Origin of the sequence: Flavobacterium xueshanense, from assembly GCF_900112975.1 — a bacterium.
Lineage (GTDB): Bacteria > Bacteroidota > Bacteroidia > Flavobacteriales > Flavobacteriaceae > Flavobacterium > Flavobacterium xueshanense.
This window is the reverse complement of the sequence record NZ_FONQ01000002.1, coordinates 231,943-247,580: the sequence shown is the minus strand read 5'-3', so window position 1 is coordinate 247,580 and position 15,638 is coordinate 231,943. Positions and strand designations below refer to the sequence as shown.

General features: G+C 35.5%; 17 protein-coding genes. 11 read left to right on the top strand and 6 right to left on the bottom strand.

Annotation, left to right across the window (positions count from 1 at the left end):
• From BMZ76_RS03270 to BMZ76_RS03255, 4 genes are all read right to left on the bottom strand, one after another.
• On the bottom strand, window positions 1-555 hold the full coding sequence (locus BMZ76_RS03270) for a CopD family protein (protein WP_091203287.1): 555 nt from the start codon (window positions 553-555) through the stop codon (window positions 1-3).
• Entirely contained in the window at window positions 542-1,897 is a 1,356-nt protein-coding gene (locus tag BMZ76_RS03265; protein ID WP_091203286.1) for an MATE family efflux transporter, read from the bottom strand. The genes BMZ76_RS03270 and BMZ76_RS03265 overlap by 14 nt, the downstream gene beginning before the upstream one ends.
• On the bottom strand, window positions 1,898-2,953 hold the full coding sequence (hemH, locus tag BMZ76_RS03260) for a ferrochelatase (RefSeq protein ID WP_091203285.1): 1,056 nt from the start codon (window positions 2,951-2,953) through the stop codon (window positions 1,898-1,900).
• Between the two features lie 102 nt (window positions 2,954-3,055).
• A complete protein-coding gene (locus BMZ76_RS03255) occupies window positions 3,056-3,928 on the bottom strand; it encodes a helix-turn-helix domain-containing protein (protein WP_091203284.1) in 873 nt (290 codons plus the stop codon).
• A 228-nt stretch (window positions 3,929-4,156) separates the two neighbouring features.
• On the opposite strand from BMZ76_RS03255, the gene hemA reads away from it, so the two are divergent.
• The 11 genes from hemA (at window position 4,157) to BMZ76_RS03200 (ending at window position 14,144) form a co-directional block, all read left to right on the top strand.
• Entirely contained in the window at window positions 4,157-5,413 is a 1,257-nt protein-coding gene (hemA, locus tag BMZ76_RS03250; protein ID WP_091203283.1) for a glutamyl-tRNA reductase, read from the top strand.
• Window positions 5,413-6,336, top strand: coding sequence for a hydroxymethylbilane synthase (gene hemC, locus BMZ76_RS03245; protein ID WP_167547408.1), 924 nt, complete (start codon window positions 5,413-5,415; stop codon window positions 6,334-6,336). Before hemA ends, hemC begins: the two co-directional genes overlap by 1 nt.
• Complete coding sequence (locus BMZ76_RS03240) at window positions 6,336-7,019, top strand: uroporphyrinogen-III synthase (RefSeq protein WP_091203281.1); 684 nt, start codon at window positions 6,336-6,338, stop codon at window positions 7,017-7,019. The genes hemC and BMZ76_RS03240 overlap by 1 nt, the downstream gene beginning before the upstream one ends.
• A 22-nt stretch (window positions 7,020-7,041) precedes the next feature.
• A complete protein-coding gene (gene hemE, locus BMZ76_RS03235) occupies window positions 7,042-8,067 on the top strand; it encodes a uroporphyrinogen decarboxylase (protein WP_091203280.1) in 1,026 nt (341 codons plus the stop codon).
• Between the two features lie 69 nt (window positions 8,068-8,136).
• The gene (hemF, locus tag BMZ76_RS03230; RefSeq protein WP_091203279.1) at window positions 8,137-9,039 is read left to right on the top strand and encodes an oxygen-dependent coproporphyrinogen oxidase; all 903 of its coding nucleotides are present in this window, start codon (window positions 8,137-8,139) and stop codon (window positions 9,037-9,039) included.
• A 109-nt stretch (window positions 9,040-9,148) separates the two neighbouring features.
• A complete protein-coding gene (hemB, locus tag BMZ76_RS03225; protein ID WP_091203278.1) occupies window positions 9,149-10,141 on the top strand; it encodes a porphobilinogen synthase in 993 nt (330 codons plus the stop codon).
• A gap of 3 nt (window positions 10,142-10,144) precedes the next feature.
• A complete protein-coding gene (locus BMZ76_RS03220; protein ID WP_091203277.1) occupies window positions 10,145-10,654 on the top strand; it encodes a DinB family protein in 510 nt (169 codons plus the stop codon).
• A 37-nt stretch (window positions 10,655-10,691) separates the two neighbouring features.
• Window positions 10,692-11,078 carry a c-type cytochrome gene (locus BMZ76_RS03215; protein ID WP_091203276.1) on the top strand — a complete coding sequence of 129 codons (387 nt, stop codon included), beginning with the start codon at window positions 10,692-10,694 and terminating at the stop codon, window positions 11,076-11,078.
• A gap of 229 nt (window positions 11,079-11,307) precedes the next feature.
• Complete coding sequence (locus BMZ76_RS03210) at window positions 11,308-11,778, top strand: methylated-DNA--[protein]-cysteine S-methyltransferase (RefSeq protein WP_091203275.1); 471 nt, start codon at window positions 11,308-11,310, stop codon at window positions 11,776-11,778.
• Between the two features lie 81 nt (window positions 11,779-11,859).
• A complete protein-coding gene (locus BMZ76_RS03205; RefSeq protein WP_091203274.1) occupies window positions 11,860-12,573 on the top strand; it encodes a 3'-5' exonuclease in 714 nt (237 codons plus the stop codon).
• Between the two features lie 131 nt (window positions 12,574-12,704).
• Window positions 12,705-14,144, top strand: coding sequence for a nucleoside recognition domain-containing protein (locus BMZ76_RS03200; RefSeq protein WP_091203273.1), 1,440 nt, complete (start codon window positions 12,705-12,707; stop codon window positions 14,142-14,144).
• A gap of 100 nt (window positions 14,145-14,244) precedes the next feature.
• Here the strand turns inward: BMZ76_RS03200 and BMZ76_RS03195 are convergent, their stop codons facing one another.
• Complete coding sequence (locus BMZ76_RS03195) at window positions 14,245-15,114, bottom strand: IS3 family transposase (RefSeq protein WP_262987272.1); 870 nt, start codon at window positions 15,112-15,114, stop codon at window positions 14,245-14,247.
• A gap of 29 nt (window positions 15,115-15,143) precedes the next feature.
• Window positions 15,144-15,545 carry a helix-turn-helix domain-containing protein gene (locus BMZ76_RS15965; RefSeq protein WP_208857628.1) on the bottom strand — a complete coding sequence of 134 codons (402 nt, stop codon included), beginning with the start codon at window positions 15,543-15,545 and terminating at the stop codon, window positions 15,144-15,146.
• Window positions 15,546-15,638 lie beyond the last annotated feature (93 nt).

Here is a 15,638-nt window from a genome sequence, read left to right as displayed (position 1 = left end):
TTAAGATTGATTTCTTTCTCTAATTTTTTTGTAAAATTTAAAGCCTAGCATTATTAAAATGGAAAATAAGAAAATCCCAATCACGCCATAAATCCAGTTGACGGCATTTTTTAAAACCACTAAAAAAACCACTGCAAAAAGGATTATCGTCGCGCCTTCATTCCACAATCGCATGAAAGTTGTGGTATATTTTACCTCGTCATTTTGCAATTGATTGAATATTTGTTGGCATTTTGCATGGTATAAATACAGCGCAAATACGAAACCAAGTTTTACGTGCATCCAAGGCATTTTTAACCACGCTTGGCCTAAATCCGTAAAAAACAGCATCCAAAAAGCAAAAATACTAGCCAAAACTGCTGACGGCCAAGTGATAATATACCATAAACGGTAGGTCATTATTTTGTATTGTTTTTGTAAAATTTCTTTCTCTGGCGTAGGTTTTTGTGCCGCTTCAATTTGGTAAACGAACAAGCGGACGATATAAAATAATCCTGCAAACCATGTTATTACAAAGATAAGGTGTAAGGATTTAAGGTAATTATAGTATTCCATCGTTAGTTTGAATCAGTTTTGTATTTATTTCTTTTTTTAAAAAATAGCCAGTCAATATTGTTGATAAGATATCCGCAATTGGGAAGGCAATCCAAACACCAAAAATACCTAAAAAATTTGGTAGAATCAGCACTAACGGAATCAGGAAAAATCCTTGCTTACTTAAGGTCAAAAGCAATGCTTTTTTTGCCTTTCCCGCCGCTTGAAAATAAGCCGCTCCAATGAGTTGAACAGCAATAATTGGCGAAGCCGCAAAAACCCAGCGCAACGCTTCCGGAGTTTGGGCAATAACGAGTGGATCTGTAGTAAAAACAGCAACGATAGGTTTGGCAAAAATTAGAATAACCACAAAAATCAACGTTGCTAAAAAAGCGGCGTATTTTATCGAAAGCTGTACACTTTCTTTCACTCTTTCATAATTTCCGGCACCGTAATTAAAACCTGCAATTGGCAGAAATCCTTGCGTAATTCCCAGAATTGGAAATAAAGCAAACATCAACATTCGGCTTATAATTCCGTAAATGGCAACGGAATGTTCACCTCCGTACGTGTATAAAGTATGATTGAGGATTATCGCTAAAATACTTACGACTCCTTGTCTCGAAAAAGTTACAAAACTCAATTCGGTAATTTCTTTTACAAGAGGAATATTAAACTTGAAATGTCTGATTTTTAGTTTTAGTTCACTTTTAAAATAAAAGAACCAAAACACAAATAAGAAACATGAAAAATAGGATATGGCCGTAGCTAACGCAGCGCCAAACATTCCTAAATCTAAATATTTTATAAAAATAATATCTAATATAATATTTATAAAAGCGGGAATAATCATGGCCACCATTGCAAATTTAGCCTTGCCTTCGGCCCGAATAACGTTGTTCCCCATCATGCAAAGCGCCAAAAACGGGACACTAATGATTATGGGAAAGAAGAATGCTCTGGCGGGTTCCATTATCGCTCCTTTCGCGCCAAAAAGCATCAGCATTTCGGTGCTGAAAAAAAGACCAAATAACACAAAAACAGATGCCAATAAAAAGGTCATCATGATTTGATTACCAAAGGTATGCAATGCTTTTTCTTTGTGATCAGCTCCCAAGGCTCGCGAAAGTACGGAGCCTCCGCCCACACCGATTGCCATTCCCAAAGAAGAAATCAAAAAGGTAATGGGCAAAACCACGGTTACCGCCGCAATTGCAAGAGAACCAATCCATTGTCCCACAAATATGGTGTCGATTAAAATATTAACCGACATGAATAAAATACCAATAGAGGATGGAACCGCTTGCTTTATCAAGAGTTTTTTGATGTCTTGGGTTCCTAACTCATCGGCGGTAACAGCCATTTAAGCGTTTATTTTTTCGGAGTCAGCTTTAACGGATGATGAAGTATTGGACCAGTTTGAAATCCAATTACTTACTGTTTTACACCAGTCGTCACCATCATTTAAACATGGAATTGCTTTAAAATTTTCTCCTCCGTGAACCTTAAATTCATGATTGGCTTCCATGGCAATTTCTTCTAAAGTCTCTAAACAATCCGATACAAAAGCAGGTGTTACAACGGCAAGATTTTTAATTCCTTTTTCCGGCATTTTGTTCACTTCAACGTCCGTGTAAGGCGTCAACCACTTATCTCCCGCTAAGCGCGATTGAAAGGTTTGGCTGTATTTTCCTTCTGGAATTCCCAGTAATTTAACGACTTGTTTGGTCGTTTCGTAACATTGGTGGCGGTAACAAAATTCATGTGCCGGTGAAGGCGTGTTGCAACAAGAGCCATCAATTTTACAATGCGATTTAGTGATATCGGTTTTGCGAATGTGACGCTCCGGGATTCCATGGTAAGAGAATAATAAATGGTCGTAATCATAACCAGCTAAATGTCCTTTAATAGAATCGGCCAGGTTTTGTAAATAATCAGGTTTGTTATAAAACGCAGGAACAATGGTAAATTTCATTTCCGGGAAATATTTTTTACGGTGTTCTTCAGCCAATTCTAAAATGGTTGTTGTAGACGCCATTGCATGTTGTGGGTACAATGGAAAAAGCAGTACTTCATTTACGCCTTTGTCGTGCAGTTCTTGTAAACCTGATAAAAGCGAAGGATTTCCGTAACGCATCGCTAGGGAAACAGGAACATCAACTAATTTTTGGACTTTCGCGTGCATTCTTTTGGAAATCACTACAAGCGGAGAACCTTCGTCCCACCATATTTTTGCATAAGCGGCTGCGGATTTTTTAGGTCTTGTTTGTAAAATTATTCCACGTACTAATAATGCTCGCAACAAAAACGGAACGTCAATTACGTATTTGTCCATTAAAAATTCATCTAAATATGGTTTTACATCCTTAGCAGTTGGACTTTCCGGCGAACCTAAATTAACTAATAATACACCTTTCATGTTGTCTTTTTTTGTTGGTACAAAAGTAATTAAACTTACTTTTTTATAAATTGCGATTAACTATTTTTTATTTATTGTTTAATATAAGAAATCAATGCCAAATTACATATTTGGGTTGATTGACATCAAATATTTTTTAGGCGTAGTGGCAAATTTCTTTTTGAAGGCCGCTATAAAATGACTTCCGGTGCTGTATCCTATTTTCAGTCCTACTTCATTTACGTTATAGGAACCACTGTCGAGCAGTTTTCGAGCAAAATCCATTTTGTAGTCAAATAGAAAACCATAAACTGTATCGCCATAAATTTGTTTGAAACCCATTTTTAGTTTCTTTAAATTCAAACCTATTTCATCGGCTAATTCTTGTAATCCAGGCGGTTCGGCCATATTGGCAATGATGATTTCTTTGGCTTTTTTAATCTTCATTACATTGTCTTCGTCTATTAAAAACGGACATTGTTCTGCATTTGGATCTTCGGTTCGATTGAAATACAAACTCAGTAATTCGTATCCTTTTCCTTTGTAATACAAGTTTTTAATTGACGGGTGCAAGCTGTAATGAAATAATTGGGACAAAACAATTGCCATCGAAGGGCTAATGTTCCCTTCATCATAATATTTTTTGTCCTTATTGTCAGCACTTAAAAAAGTAATATAATCCGCTTCAGTTGAAAATAAAGCATGAAATTTTTTGATGGAAATAATTACTGATATCACCCACGAATTTGGTGCTAATTCCAGATTTAAAGGCAATTCTTTTTGTGGATTATATAAAAGTAATGATTTTTCTTCCTTTAACTCTAACGCGTAATTCCCTTGATTAAAAATGAATTTTGCATTTCCTTTTAATCCAAAATGAAACTGAATCAATCCGCTGCTTACTTCACGTTGGGCTTGAAAGACATCGGTTCCGTCATTCTGAAAGCGAATTAAGGTAAAATCATCTTCAATTTTTATTATTTCTTGAGAACTCATAGCGATGTTTTTTTAATACAAAAATGATAATTATCAGATTGTTTTATTTAGAAACACTCTAAATAGAGCGCTAAAAAGAACCTGTTTATGTTACAAAAATAAGGGTTTTTATAATTAAATAACGATTTAAATCTAAAAAATCATGCAGCGATACAAAAAGTACTTCTAGCGTTACTTTTATAAATACTATAGTTCTAATTTTGTTCAACTTTCTGGAAAAGTGCAAATATGGAAAACAATAACACATTAAAGCATCATTATTTTTACTCCGTTGGATTGAGTTATAAAAAAGCAGATGCTGAGATTAGAGGTAAGTTTAGTTTAGACGCCGCTGCAAAAACGCGTTTACTGGAACAAGCCAAGAATGAAGGAATAGAGAGTTTAATAGTCACTTCTACCTGCAACCGTACTGAAATTTACGGTTATGCGGAACATCCATTTCAATTAATCAAATTAATTTGCGAGAACAGTCAAGGCTCTGTTGAAGAATTTCAAAAAGTAGGTTTTGTCTATAAAAATCAAGAAGCCATAAGTCACATGTTTCGTGTAGGAACGGGTTTAGATAGTCAGATACTTGGTGATTTTGAAATTATTGCCCAAATAAGGAATTCGTTTTCACAGTCAAAATCGTTGGGTTTAGCCAATACATTTATGGAACGATTGGTGAATGCCGTTATTCAGGCAAGTAAAAAGATAAAAACTGATACACAGATTAGCTCAGGAGCTACTTCGGTTTCTTTTGCTGCGGTTCACTATATTTTCAAGAATGTTGAAGATATTGGAAACAAAAATATACTCTTGTTTGGTACTGGGAAAATTGGCAGAAACACCTGTGAAAATTTAGTGAAACATACTAAAAACGAACACATTACGCTAATTAACAGAACCAAAGAAAAAGCGGAGAAACTAGCCGGAAAATTGAATTTAATTGTAAAAGATTATTCGGAACTCCATTTGGAATTGCAAAAAGCAGATGTTGTTGTGGTAGCAACCGGCGCACAAAATCCAACGATTGACAAAGCAATTCTGAATTTAAAAAAACCATTGTTGATTCTGGATTTATCCATTCCGAAAAATGTAAATGAGGATGTAGAAGAGATCGAGGGCGTTACGCTGATTCACATGGATTATCTGTCACAACTAACAGATGAGACTTTAGAAAACAGGAAAAAACACATTCCCGCAGCAGAGGCAATTATTGAAGAAATAAAGGAGGAATTTATTACCTGGACCAAAGGCAGAAAATTTGCGCCTACAATTAATGCTTTAAAAGCAAAACTGAATGCGATCAAAACATCTGAATTGGATTTTCAAAGTAGGAAAATTTCCAATTTTAATGAAGAACAGGCCGAAATCATCAGTGCCAGAATTATCCAAAAAATAACAACACACTTTGCTAATCATTTGAAAGACGACGATACCATGGTGGACGAAAGTATAGAATGGATTGAAAAAGTTTTCAAAATTGGAGCTACCGCAAGATAATGAATAAAACAATACGCATAGGAACCCGCGATAGTGAACTCGCGCTTTGGCAAGCCCATAACGTCGAAAAAAGACTGAACGATTTAGGCTATAAAACCGAAATTATAGCGGTAAAATCACAAGGAGATATCATTCTTGACAAACCACTTTACGAATTAGGAATCACAGGAATTTTTACCAAAACTCTCGATATCGCCATGATCAACGGTCAGGTTGATATTGCAGTGCATTCGATGAAAGATGTTCCTACAGCTCTACCAATAGGAATTGTTCAGGCAGCAGTTTTGGAAAGAGCTAGCACGTTGGATATTTTGGTATATAAAGGAAACCTTGATTTTCTCAATGAACAAGGAACAATTGCCACCGGAAGTTTGCGTCGTCAGGCACAATGGCTGAGTAAATACCCGACTCATAAAGTAGTTGATTTACGCGGAAACGTAAATACTAGAATGCAGAAATTGCAGCAAAGTGATTGGAACGGAGCCGTTTTTGCAGCAGCAGGATTAGAAAGAATCAATTTGAAACCTTCCAATTATATTGATTTGGAGTGGATGATTCCGGCACCGGCTCAAGGCGCAATGTTGGTTGTTGCAATGCAAAAAGATGCATTTACCCGTGATGCTTTATCACAGTTAAATCATATTGAAACCGAAATTGTAACTTACATTGAACGACAGTTTTTAAAAACCTTAGAAGGAGGTTGTACAGCTCCTATTGGGGCTTTAGCTAAATATAATGAAGAGGATGATAGCATTCATTTTCAAGGTGTTTTGTTTTCGCTAGACGGAAAAGAAAAGATTGAAATTGATAAAATTGTTCCTATCGAAGAATGGAAGAAATTAGGATTTTATTCTGCTCAGGAAATTCTGAACAATGGCGGAACAAAACTGATGTCAGAAATTAAAAATAATTTGAAGAAATAATGAGCCAAACAAGCATATTATCCACTAAAACATTGTCGGCAGAACAAAGGCAAGTATTTCTTGATGCTGATTTTGATCTTTTAGAACAGGATTTCATCGCAATTAAAAACAACCTTTTTGAACTCAATACAATCAACAATAATTTAATTTTTAGCAGCCAAAATGCTGTTTTAAGTTTGATAGAACAAAGCGGTTGGGAAGTTTTAAAGACCAAACCTGTTTTTTGTGTCGGAATTAAAACCAAGGAATTACTTGAATTGCATGGCTTTACGGTTGATGTTTATTTAGATTACGCCTCTGAATTAGCCGAAATAATCACTTTAATTTACAACAAGGAAAGCTATACTTTTTTAAGCGGAAATTTGCGTAAAGAAACGTTGCCTGGAGCATTAAAAAGTGCCGGAATAATTTTTAACGAAATCGAAGTTTATCAAACAACACTTGCGCCTTTTAAAATATCAGACCAAGAAAATTTTGACGGAATTCTATTTTTTAGCCCATCTGCCGTTGAAAGTTATTTGACAAATAATAAAATCAAGAAAGAAGTTTGTTTTTGCGTAGGCACTACTACAGCATCAGCATTAGAAACAAAGAAAATTAAAAACATAGTAATTGCTGAAACACCAACTATCGAAGAGGTGATTTTGGAAGTTATTGAATATTATACACCGGAAAGCATCTAGCAATCTGCTAAAATTTAAATACATGATCAAAAACGACCTATTTTTAAGAGCACTAAAAGGAGAAACAGTACAACGCCCACCAGTTTGGATGATGCGTCAAGCGGGAAGATATTTGCCGGAATTCATCGCTTTGCGCGATAAATATGATTTTTTCACTCGTTGTCAAACCCCAGAATTAGCTGCCGAAATTACGGTTCAGCCAATACGTAGAATCGCTCCTGATGCTGCCATTTTGTTTTCGGATATTTTGGTAGTTCCGCAAGCAATGGGAATAGAGGTGTTGATGAAAGAAAATTTTGGTCCTTTTTTACCAAATCCAATTCGCACGATTCAGGATGTGGAGAAAGTAATCGTACCGGATGTTAATGAAACATTAGGGTACGTTTTTGACGCTATCAAATTAACCAAAGAAATGTTGAATGATGAGGTGCCGTTAATTGGTTTTGCAGGTTCGCCTTGGACAATTATGTGTTATGCGGTGGAAGGGAAAGGTTCTAAAAGTTTTGATATGGCCAAAGGATTTTGTTTCCAACATCCAGAAGCAGCGCATGTTTTATTGCAAAAAATTACCGATACCACTATTTTATATTTAAAAGAAAAAGTGAAAGCAGGAGTAAACGCTGTACAAATTTTTGACTCTTGGGGCGGAATGTTATCTCCAGTGGATTATCAAGAATTCTCTTGGAAATACATCAACCAAATTATTGAAGCCCTAGTCGATGATGCTCCTGTAATTGTTTTCGGAAAAGGATGTTGGTTTGCATTAGGCGAAATGGGAAAAAGTAGAGCATCAGCATTAGGTGTTGACTGGACATGTTCTCCACGAAATGCAAGATACCTTTCAGGAGGAAATATTACTTTACAAGGAAATTTTGATCCATCCAGATTGTTGTCACCAATTCCTGTTATCAAGAAAATGGTACACGAAATGATCGATGAATTCGGTAAAGACAAATATATTGTGAATTTAGGACACGGAATTTTACCAAATATTCCTGTGGATCACGCGAAAGCGTTCATTGATGCAGTGAAGGAGTACAATCAGTAGTCAGTCACAGTCACAGTTTTCATTTTCCATCCTTGGAATTAAAAAACTGCCACTGAAAACTAATTTATAATGAAAGAACAATTTTATTCCTACATAAAAAACCTTCAAGACCAAATCTGTAAAGGATTGGAAGCAGTTGAAGGTCAAGCCAAATTCCGTGAAGACCTTTGGGAACGTCCGGAAGGCGGCGGCGGAAGAACCCGAGTAATAGAAAACGGTAAAGTTTTCGAAAAAGGCGGCGTGAATATTTCGGCAGTTCACGGGAAGTTACCCGAGGCCATGCAGAAAATGTTCAACGTAGGTGAAGCTGATTTTTTTGCCTGCGGATTGAGTTTGGTATTGCATCCAAAAAATCCAATGGTTCCTACGGTTCATGCCAATTGGCGCTATTTCGAAATGTACGATGATAACGGAAACGTGATTCAGCAATGGTTTGGTGGCGGACAAGATTTAACACCTTATTATTTGTTTGAAGAAGATGCAATTCATTTTCATCAAACCTGTAAAACAGCCTGCGACAAACATAATCCAGAGTTCTATCCAAAATATAAGAAACAATGTGATGCTTATTTTTGGAACGCTCACAGAAATGAATCACGAGGAATCGGTGGGTTGTTTTTCGATTATTGCAAAGAAACTCCAGAGATGAGCATGCAAGATTGGTTCAATTACGTTTCAGAAGTGGGGAATAGTTTCCTTGAAGCTTACGTTCCAATTGTAGAAAAAAGAAAAGACTTAACATATACGCCAGAACAAAGAACGTGGCAGGAAATACGCCGTGGCCGTTATGTCGAATTTAATTTGGTTCATGATAAAGGCACGTTATTTGGACTAAAAACCAACGGAAGAATCGAAAGTATTCTGATGAGTTTGCCACCCAATGTACAATGGATCTATGACCATCATCCGGAAATTGGAAGTGCAGAAGAAAAATTAATCAACGTATTAGAAAATCCAAGAGATTGGATTTAAATAGTTGAACCATAAAGAGATTAAGGAAAATTAAGTGTAAAACCTTAATGAACCTTAATTTTTTAATGATTAAAAAAATAAATTAAAGTTAAACTTTAAACGAAAATATATGTTCCCATTACAAAGAGGCAGAAGATTACGCGTTAATGAATCCATTCGTTCTTTAGTTCGTGAAACCAGTTTAAGTCCATCAGATTTCATGTTTCCCATGTTTATTGCTGAAGGAGAAAATTACAAAGTGGAAATTGCTTCCATGCCAGGAATATTTCGTCGTTCCATCGATTTGACGGTAAAAGAAATTCATGAATTATTCGATTTAGGCATTCGTGCTGTCAATATTTATGTAAAAGTCAGTGAAAATTTAAAAGACAATACGGGATTGGAAGCTTGGAATCCAAACGGATTGATGCAGAATGCCATTCGTGCCATCAAAGCCGCTTGTCCGGAAATGATAGTAATGCCAGACGTAGCTTTGGACCCGTATTCTATTTACGGACATGACGGAATTATTGCAAACGGCGATATAGAAAACGATTCGACGAACGCAGCCTTAGTAAAAATGGCCGTTTCTCATGCGCAAGCTGGAGCCGATTTTGTAGCGCCATCGGATATGATGGACGGACGCGTGTTGCGTTTGCGCGAAGGTCTTGATGCTGCCGGTTTTCATAACGTAGGCATCATGAGTTATTCGGCTAAATACGCTTCGGCATTTTACGGGCCGTTTCGTGATGCGTTAGACAGCGCTCCTGTTGATGCTACTGAAATTCCAAAAGACAAGAAAACATACCAGATGGATTATGCCAATCGCATCGAAGCTATTAAAGAAGCGTTGTGGGACGTGGAAGAAGGCGCTGATATGGTGATGGTAAAACCAGGAATTGCCTACCTAGACATCGTTCGCGAGGTTAAAAATGCGGTAAATGTTCCAGTAACCGTTTATCATGTTTCTGGGGAATACGCGATGATAAAAGCCGCAGCCGAAAGAGGTTGGTTAGATCACGATAAAATTATGATGGAACAATTAATGTGTATCAAACGTGCTGGAGCCAGTTTGATTTCGACTTATTTTGCCAAAGAAGCGGCTATACTTTTAAATAAATAGAAATTGAAAAAATGTTTAATAATAGCGGTTTTTTTGCTATCCAATAGCATTTTTGCACAAGTGGAGGTAATTGCTACTTTCATCGAGAAATGGGATAATTCCAAAGATTATTTAGTGGCCGTTGCACAAGCCATGCCCGAAGACAAATATGATTACAAGCCTTCAACCCGTGAAATGTCATTTAGAGAACAATTATTTCACATACAAGATAACATGAATTGGTTGAGCACAACGCATTTTTCGGGACAGAAATATGTAAAAAAAGAAGCGGTAAAAGGCCTTTCAAAAACACAAATAATCCAAGAAATAAAAACCTCGTTTGATACAGCAAAGACATTTGTACAAAAAACCAAAGAGGCTGAATTATCCGATAAGGTCGATTTTTTTGCTGGTCCAAAATCAAAATTACAGATACTCAATTTGATGCAAGATCATGTTACCCATCACAGAGCGCAAATTTTAGTATATTTGAACTTGAATCAAATTCAACCACCCAAATATGTTGGGTGGTAAAGCAGTAACATAGTTATTCACAATTAAAGAAATTAACATGAGAAAGACATTGTTTTTATTTGCCGTTTTAGCCTTTGCATCTTGTAAAAAAGAAGAAGTCAAAAAAGAACCTTTATACCCAACCTCAACAGAGGTAGTTGCACAAACGCCAGAGGAATTAGGGGAAGAAATTTTCAAAGGAAAAGGAAATTGTGTTGCCTGTCATCAAGTAGACAAGAAAGTGATTGGGCCAAGCCTGCAGGATATTGCTAAGATTTATAAAGATAAAAACGCAAGTATCGTAACATTTTTAAAAGGTGAAGGCGAACCTATTGTTGACCCAAGCCAATACGAAGTCATGAAAGCAAACTTCGTGATTACTAAAGCTATGTCTGATGACGAGTTAAAAACCTTAGAAGCGTACGTATATTCAAGTTTAAAATAGATTTAATATACTGAGCGTAGTCGAAATAAGGAGCTAATCCTGCTATCCGCTTTATCTTTATGTTTTTAAAGAAAAAACATAAAGGATGCCGCTACTATCAGGGCTAAAACATAAGAACCATTCGTCTCTGCGAATGGTTTTTTTATATTCAAAACATTTCAAATTTATTTCTTTCTGAACTTTGCTGGATCTTTAGGAACTATATGGTTGATTTTTTTATCTTTAAAACATGGAAACAGCTTTAATCGAAACACCTTTAGGAATTGCCACAATCATTGGCGATAAAAATGGAATATCCGTAATTTCTGTTGCTGAAGAAGGCGTGATTTCAGAATGCATTTCAACTGTGTTGCAGGAAGCGGTTTCACAACTTCAAGATTATTTTGAGGGAAAGAGAATTGATTTTGACTTTACACTCAATCCAAAAGGTACTGAATTCCAACAAAAAGTCTGGAAGTCTTTATTGGACATTCCTTATGGGAAAACCCGCACCTATCTCGAACAATCCAAAATTTTGGGTGATGTAAAAGCCATTCGAGCAGTGGCTTCCGCAAATGGGAAAAATCCATTATGGATTGTGGTTCCCTGTCATCGAGTAATTGGAACTGATGGTTCATTAACAGGATATGCAGGAGGTTTGTGGCGCAAAAAATGGTTATTGGAACACGAAAATCCTACAACACAACAAAGTCTTTTTTAGTTGTTTGTGAATAAATTTCTTATATTCGTTTAAGAAAATCAGTTTCAATCTGTAAAATCCGCTTCATCTGCGTGCCATAAAATGATAGAAAAAATAAACCTCAATAATATCCTATTTCTTGATATAGAAACCGTTCCTGAAGCGGAAGATTTTAATGATCTGGATGCGGAAATGAAAGACCTTTGGGAGCACAAAACCCAATACCAGCGCAAAGACGAATACACGCCGGAGGATTTTTACGATCGAGCGGGAATTTGGGCCGAATTTGGGAAAATCGTTTGTATCTCAGTGGGTTATTTTACCATCAAAGGCGATATTCGAAATTTTAGAGTAACTTCTTTCTTTGGAGAAGAAAAGAAACTATTATTGGATTTCAATAATTTGCTGAACACTCATTTTAATCAGCCACAACACGTTTTGTGTGGTCACAATGCCAAGGAATTTGATATTCCTTTCCTCGCCCGTCGCATGATTATTAACCAAATCGCTATTCCTAACAAGCTAAATTTATTTGGAAAAAAACCATGGGAAATCCCACATTTAGACACGTTAGAATTATGGAAATTTGGAGATTATAAACACTATACTTCCTTAAAGTTAATGTGTAAAGTACTCGGGATTCCGTCACCAAAAGGCGATATCGACGGCAGTCAGGTGGGTCATGTTTTTTACGTAGATAAAGATATTGATCGCATTGTAACCTATTGTGAGAAAGACACGATTGCCGTAGCACAGATTTTCCTTCGATTGCGTAGAGATGAATTATTGATTGATGACGAGATTATTCATGTATAAAAAATCAATGGCAATTTCAATTTCAAAAATCAATACTAATGCATAACATTTAGATTTGAATTTGATATTGACCTTGTCTTTTTGCTATTGTCATTGCAATTGATTTATTACATTTACAAAAATTATAGATTATGGTATTGAGTAGATTTTGGTTGGTCATTTTTATTTCAGCAATTGTATTTGTAGTGTTTAGTTTATTTTCTGGAGACAGTTATACAATTGACCACGTTTTGAACGGAAAGAAAGATGATCCAATTCTGGTTTCGGAGAAATTTGCCGACGAACTTCCTGCTTTTATAAAAGACAGCATTAAGACAGCCCCAGAACAAACCATGATTATCAATCGGGACACGCTAAATGCGGATACGACTTATGTTTTTAAGAATAAAACCGTAAAAATTTACAGCGGTGTTCAAAAATCAGATGGTTTATTACCAACTTGTAAAAGTACTTTGCTAGATTTAGTCCTTCCGCTGATGGCTTATTTGGCCTTTTTCTGTGGATTGATGGAACTTTTAATTATTTCTGGTGCATCTGGAAAATTGGCGAAAGCATTGAGCCCTGTTTTTGTAAAAGTATTTCCGAGTATTCCCAAAAACCATCCCTCCATTTCCTACATGACTTTAAATTTTGCTGCTAATTTCTTAGGGTTAGATTCTGCTGCAACTCCTTTTGGCCTAAAAGCTATGGAAAGTTTACAAGAAATAAATCCAGAGAAAGATAAAGCGAGTGATGCGCAAATTATGTTTATGTGTTTGCATGCTTCGGGTCTTACTTTAATCGCTACGTCTATTATTGGTTATCGCGCAGCTGCTAATGCGAGCAATCCTGCGGATGTGATGTTGCCTTGCATAATCACTTCTTTTATCGGTACCATCGCAGCCTTTTTAATTGTTGGAATCAAACAAAGAATCAATTTCAAAAGTGCTTCTTTAGTGATTGTATTGATGACATTAATAGCTGCAATTGTGGGTTTGTTGATGTATGTGAACCATTTGGATTTAATTGGAAAAAACTATTTCACTTCTAATCTTTCTGCTTTAATATTAATTGGAATTATTGCTTTTACGTTGATTTTTTCATTTATAAATGAAAAGAAATTTACAGAAGCATCTACTACCGTTTTTGAGACTTTTGTAATAGGAGCCAATAATGGTGTGAAAACCGGTGTGACTATTTTTCCTTATGTTTTGGGAATGCTGGTTGCCATTTCTTTATTTAGAAACAGTGGTTTATTTGAAATTATAAGCAATTGGATTGCTTTCATTTTTTCTAATATGGGAGTAAGTAAGCAAATCACGGATGCTTTACCGGTGGCTTTACTTCGTCCTTTTAGCTCTGCCGGATCACGAGGATTTTTAATTGACTCAATGAATACATTTGGTGCCGATTCTTTAACAGCGCGATTAAGTAGTATTTTTCAGTGTAGTGCTGAAAGTACTTTTTATGTGATAGCCGTTTATTTCGGTTCTGTAAATATTAAAAATACGCGTTATGCCCTAGGAACAATGCTTTTAGTCGATTTGATTTGTGTTATTACAGCAATTTTTGTGGCGACTTGGTTCTTTTAAATAAGAATTTTGAAGTGATTTGATTTTTATATGGAATCGCAAATCGCTGTCTAGTCCTAAAAAAACGATACAGGATTAATAAAAAATAAAATTACAATTATTAAACAGTAGTAAGCAAAAGTTTACTGCTGTTTTTTGTTTTATAAGTTCTCATTTTAATTTGATTTTGTAAGTGCATTTGATCTGGAGTTAGCATATAATTTGAATAATGTGGTCGTTGCGTATTGTAAATATTAATTGATTCTTTGACAATTCGTTTGATAACACTTAATTCTAGATTGTATTTATCAATCATAAATTCTTGTTTTAATATACCATTTATTCTTTCAGCTACAGCATTTTCGTACGGATCAGAATTTTGTGTCATACTTGGGAGTATTCCATTTTTACTTAAAACACTTTGGTAATTATTAGCACAATATTGTAATCCTCTATCTGAGTGATGAATCAACGGCATTTCTTTGTTTTTTCTTTGTCTTATCGCCATTTTTAGAGCCATAACACTACTCTCTGTATTCATATTGTCTGCCACATAATATCCCATTATCTTCTTAAAATAAGCATCTGTAACAATACTTAAATAACGTGGCTTGTCTCTTTTTCCAATGTAGGTTATGTCGGAGACCCAGACTTGTTCGGGTCTGTTAATTTCTAAATCAAGAATATAATTTTGGTGTTTTCTAAATCGATGATGAGAGTTTGTAGTTATATGATAACTGCGTTTGGGTTGTATCAATAAATGATTAGCTCTTAGTATATCAAATAGTTTATCCCTTCCAATATTAATTAATTGAAACTTATCTAATAAAATATGATAAGACTTTTTTGTTCCTAATCTTGGCATGCTCTTTCTGATTTCAAGAACCATCGAAACCACTTCAATAGCTTTGGCTTCTTTGATGGTTTTTCTTTTAATTCTTCGATAATAAACCTGTCTGTCTATCCCGAACAAATTACAGGCGAACATTATTGTTTGCTGTTCTTTTTGTCTAAAATGGTCTATTGTCCGGGGGGAGAGTTTTTTCGTATATCAATTTTATATTCTTCTTCAGCGATATCGATCATCATATCAAAAATGATAGCTTTTTTATCGGCAACAAAAGCTTGTTGTTCCAAAAATGACTTCTGTTTCTCTAGAAGTTTTACTTTGGCTTCAAGCTCCATTATCCTCTGTTCTGGAGACTTTGTCATATTAAAAGGTATTTGATTTTCCCAATCAAAGTTACCAAATTTTCTTAGCCATTGTACAACTGTCTTTCTACATTGAATACCATACTTCTTTGTAGCTTCTGTACTTGTAAGTTGTCCTCGTTCTATTTCTTGAACAATTTGTAATTTAAAAGACATTGTGTAGTCTTTTTGGGTGCGCTTAACATAGCGAGTTTCTTCATGTTTTTCCATTAGGATACTTTTTGTGTATCGCTATTTCAGGACGGGACACGCTGTTTAAAAAAAAACCACAATCTCAATACTAATTGAGATCGTGGTTTTTTT

Coding starts and splice junctions, on each gene's coding strand:
- BMZ76_RS03270 (WP_091203287.1), bottom strand. CDS start 555: ATGGAATACTATAATTACCTTAAATCCTTACACCTTATCTTTGTAATA.
- BMZ76_RS03265 (WP_091203286.1), bottom strand. CDS start 1,897: ATGGCTGTTACCGCCGATGAGTTAGGAACCCAAGACATCAAAAAACTC.
- hemH (WP_091203285.1), bottom strand. CDS start 2,953: ATGAAAGGTGTATTATTAGTTAATTTAGGTTCGCCGGAAAGTCCAACT.
- BMZ76_RS03255 (WP_091203284.1), bottom strand. CDS start 3,928: ATGAGTTCTCAAGAAATAATAAAAATTGAAGATGATTTTACCTTAATT.
- hemA (WP_091203283.1), top strand. CDS start 4,157: ATGGAAAACAATAACACATTAAAGCATCATTATTTTTACTCCGTTGGA.
- hemC (WP_167547408.1), top strand. CDS start 5,413: ATGAATAAAACAATACGCATAGGAACCCGCGATAGTGAACTCGCGCTT.
- BMZ76_RS03240 (WP_091203281.1), top strand. CDS start 6,336: ATGAGCCAAACAAGCATATTATCCACTAAAACATTGTCGGCAGAACAA.
- hemE (WP_091203280.1), top strand. CDS start 7,042: ATGATCAAAAACGACCTATTTTTAAGAGCACTAAAAGGAGAAACAGTA.
- hemF (WP_091203279.1), top strand. CDS start 8,137: ATGAAAGAACAATTTTATTCCTACATAAAAAACCTTCAAGACCAAATC.
- hemB (WP_091203278.1), top strand. CDS start 9,149: ATGTTCCCATTACAAAGAGGCAGAAGATTACGCGTTAATGAATCCATT.
- BMZ76_RS03215 (WP_091203276.1), top strand. CDS start 10,692: ATGAGAAAGACATTGTTTTTATTTGCCGTTTTAGCCTTTGCATCTTGT.
- BMZ76_RS03210 (WP_091203275.1), top strand. CDS start 11,308: ATGGAAACAGCTTTAATCGAAACACCTTTAGGAATTGCCACAATCATT.
- BMZ76_RS03205 (WP_091203274.1), top strand. CDS start 11,860: ATGATAGAAAAAATAAACCTCAATAATATCCTATTTCTTGATATAGAA.
- BMZ76_RS03200 (WP_091203273.1), top strand. CDS start 12,705: ATGGTATTGAGTAGATTTTGGTTGGTCATTTTTATTTCAGCAATTGTA.
- BMZ76_RS15965 (WP_208857628.1), bottom strand. CDS start 15,545: ATGGAAAAACATGAAGAAACTCGCTATGTTAAGCGCACCCAAAAAGAC.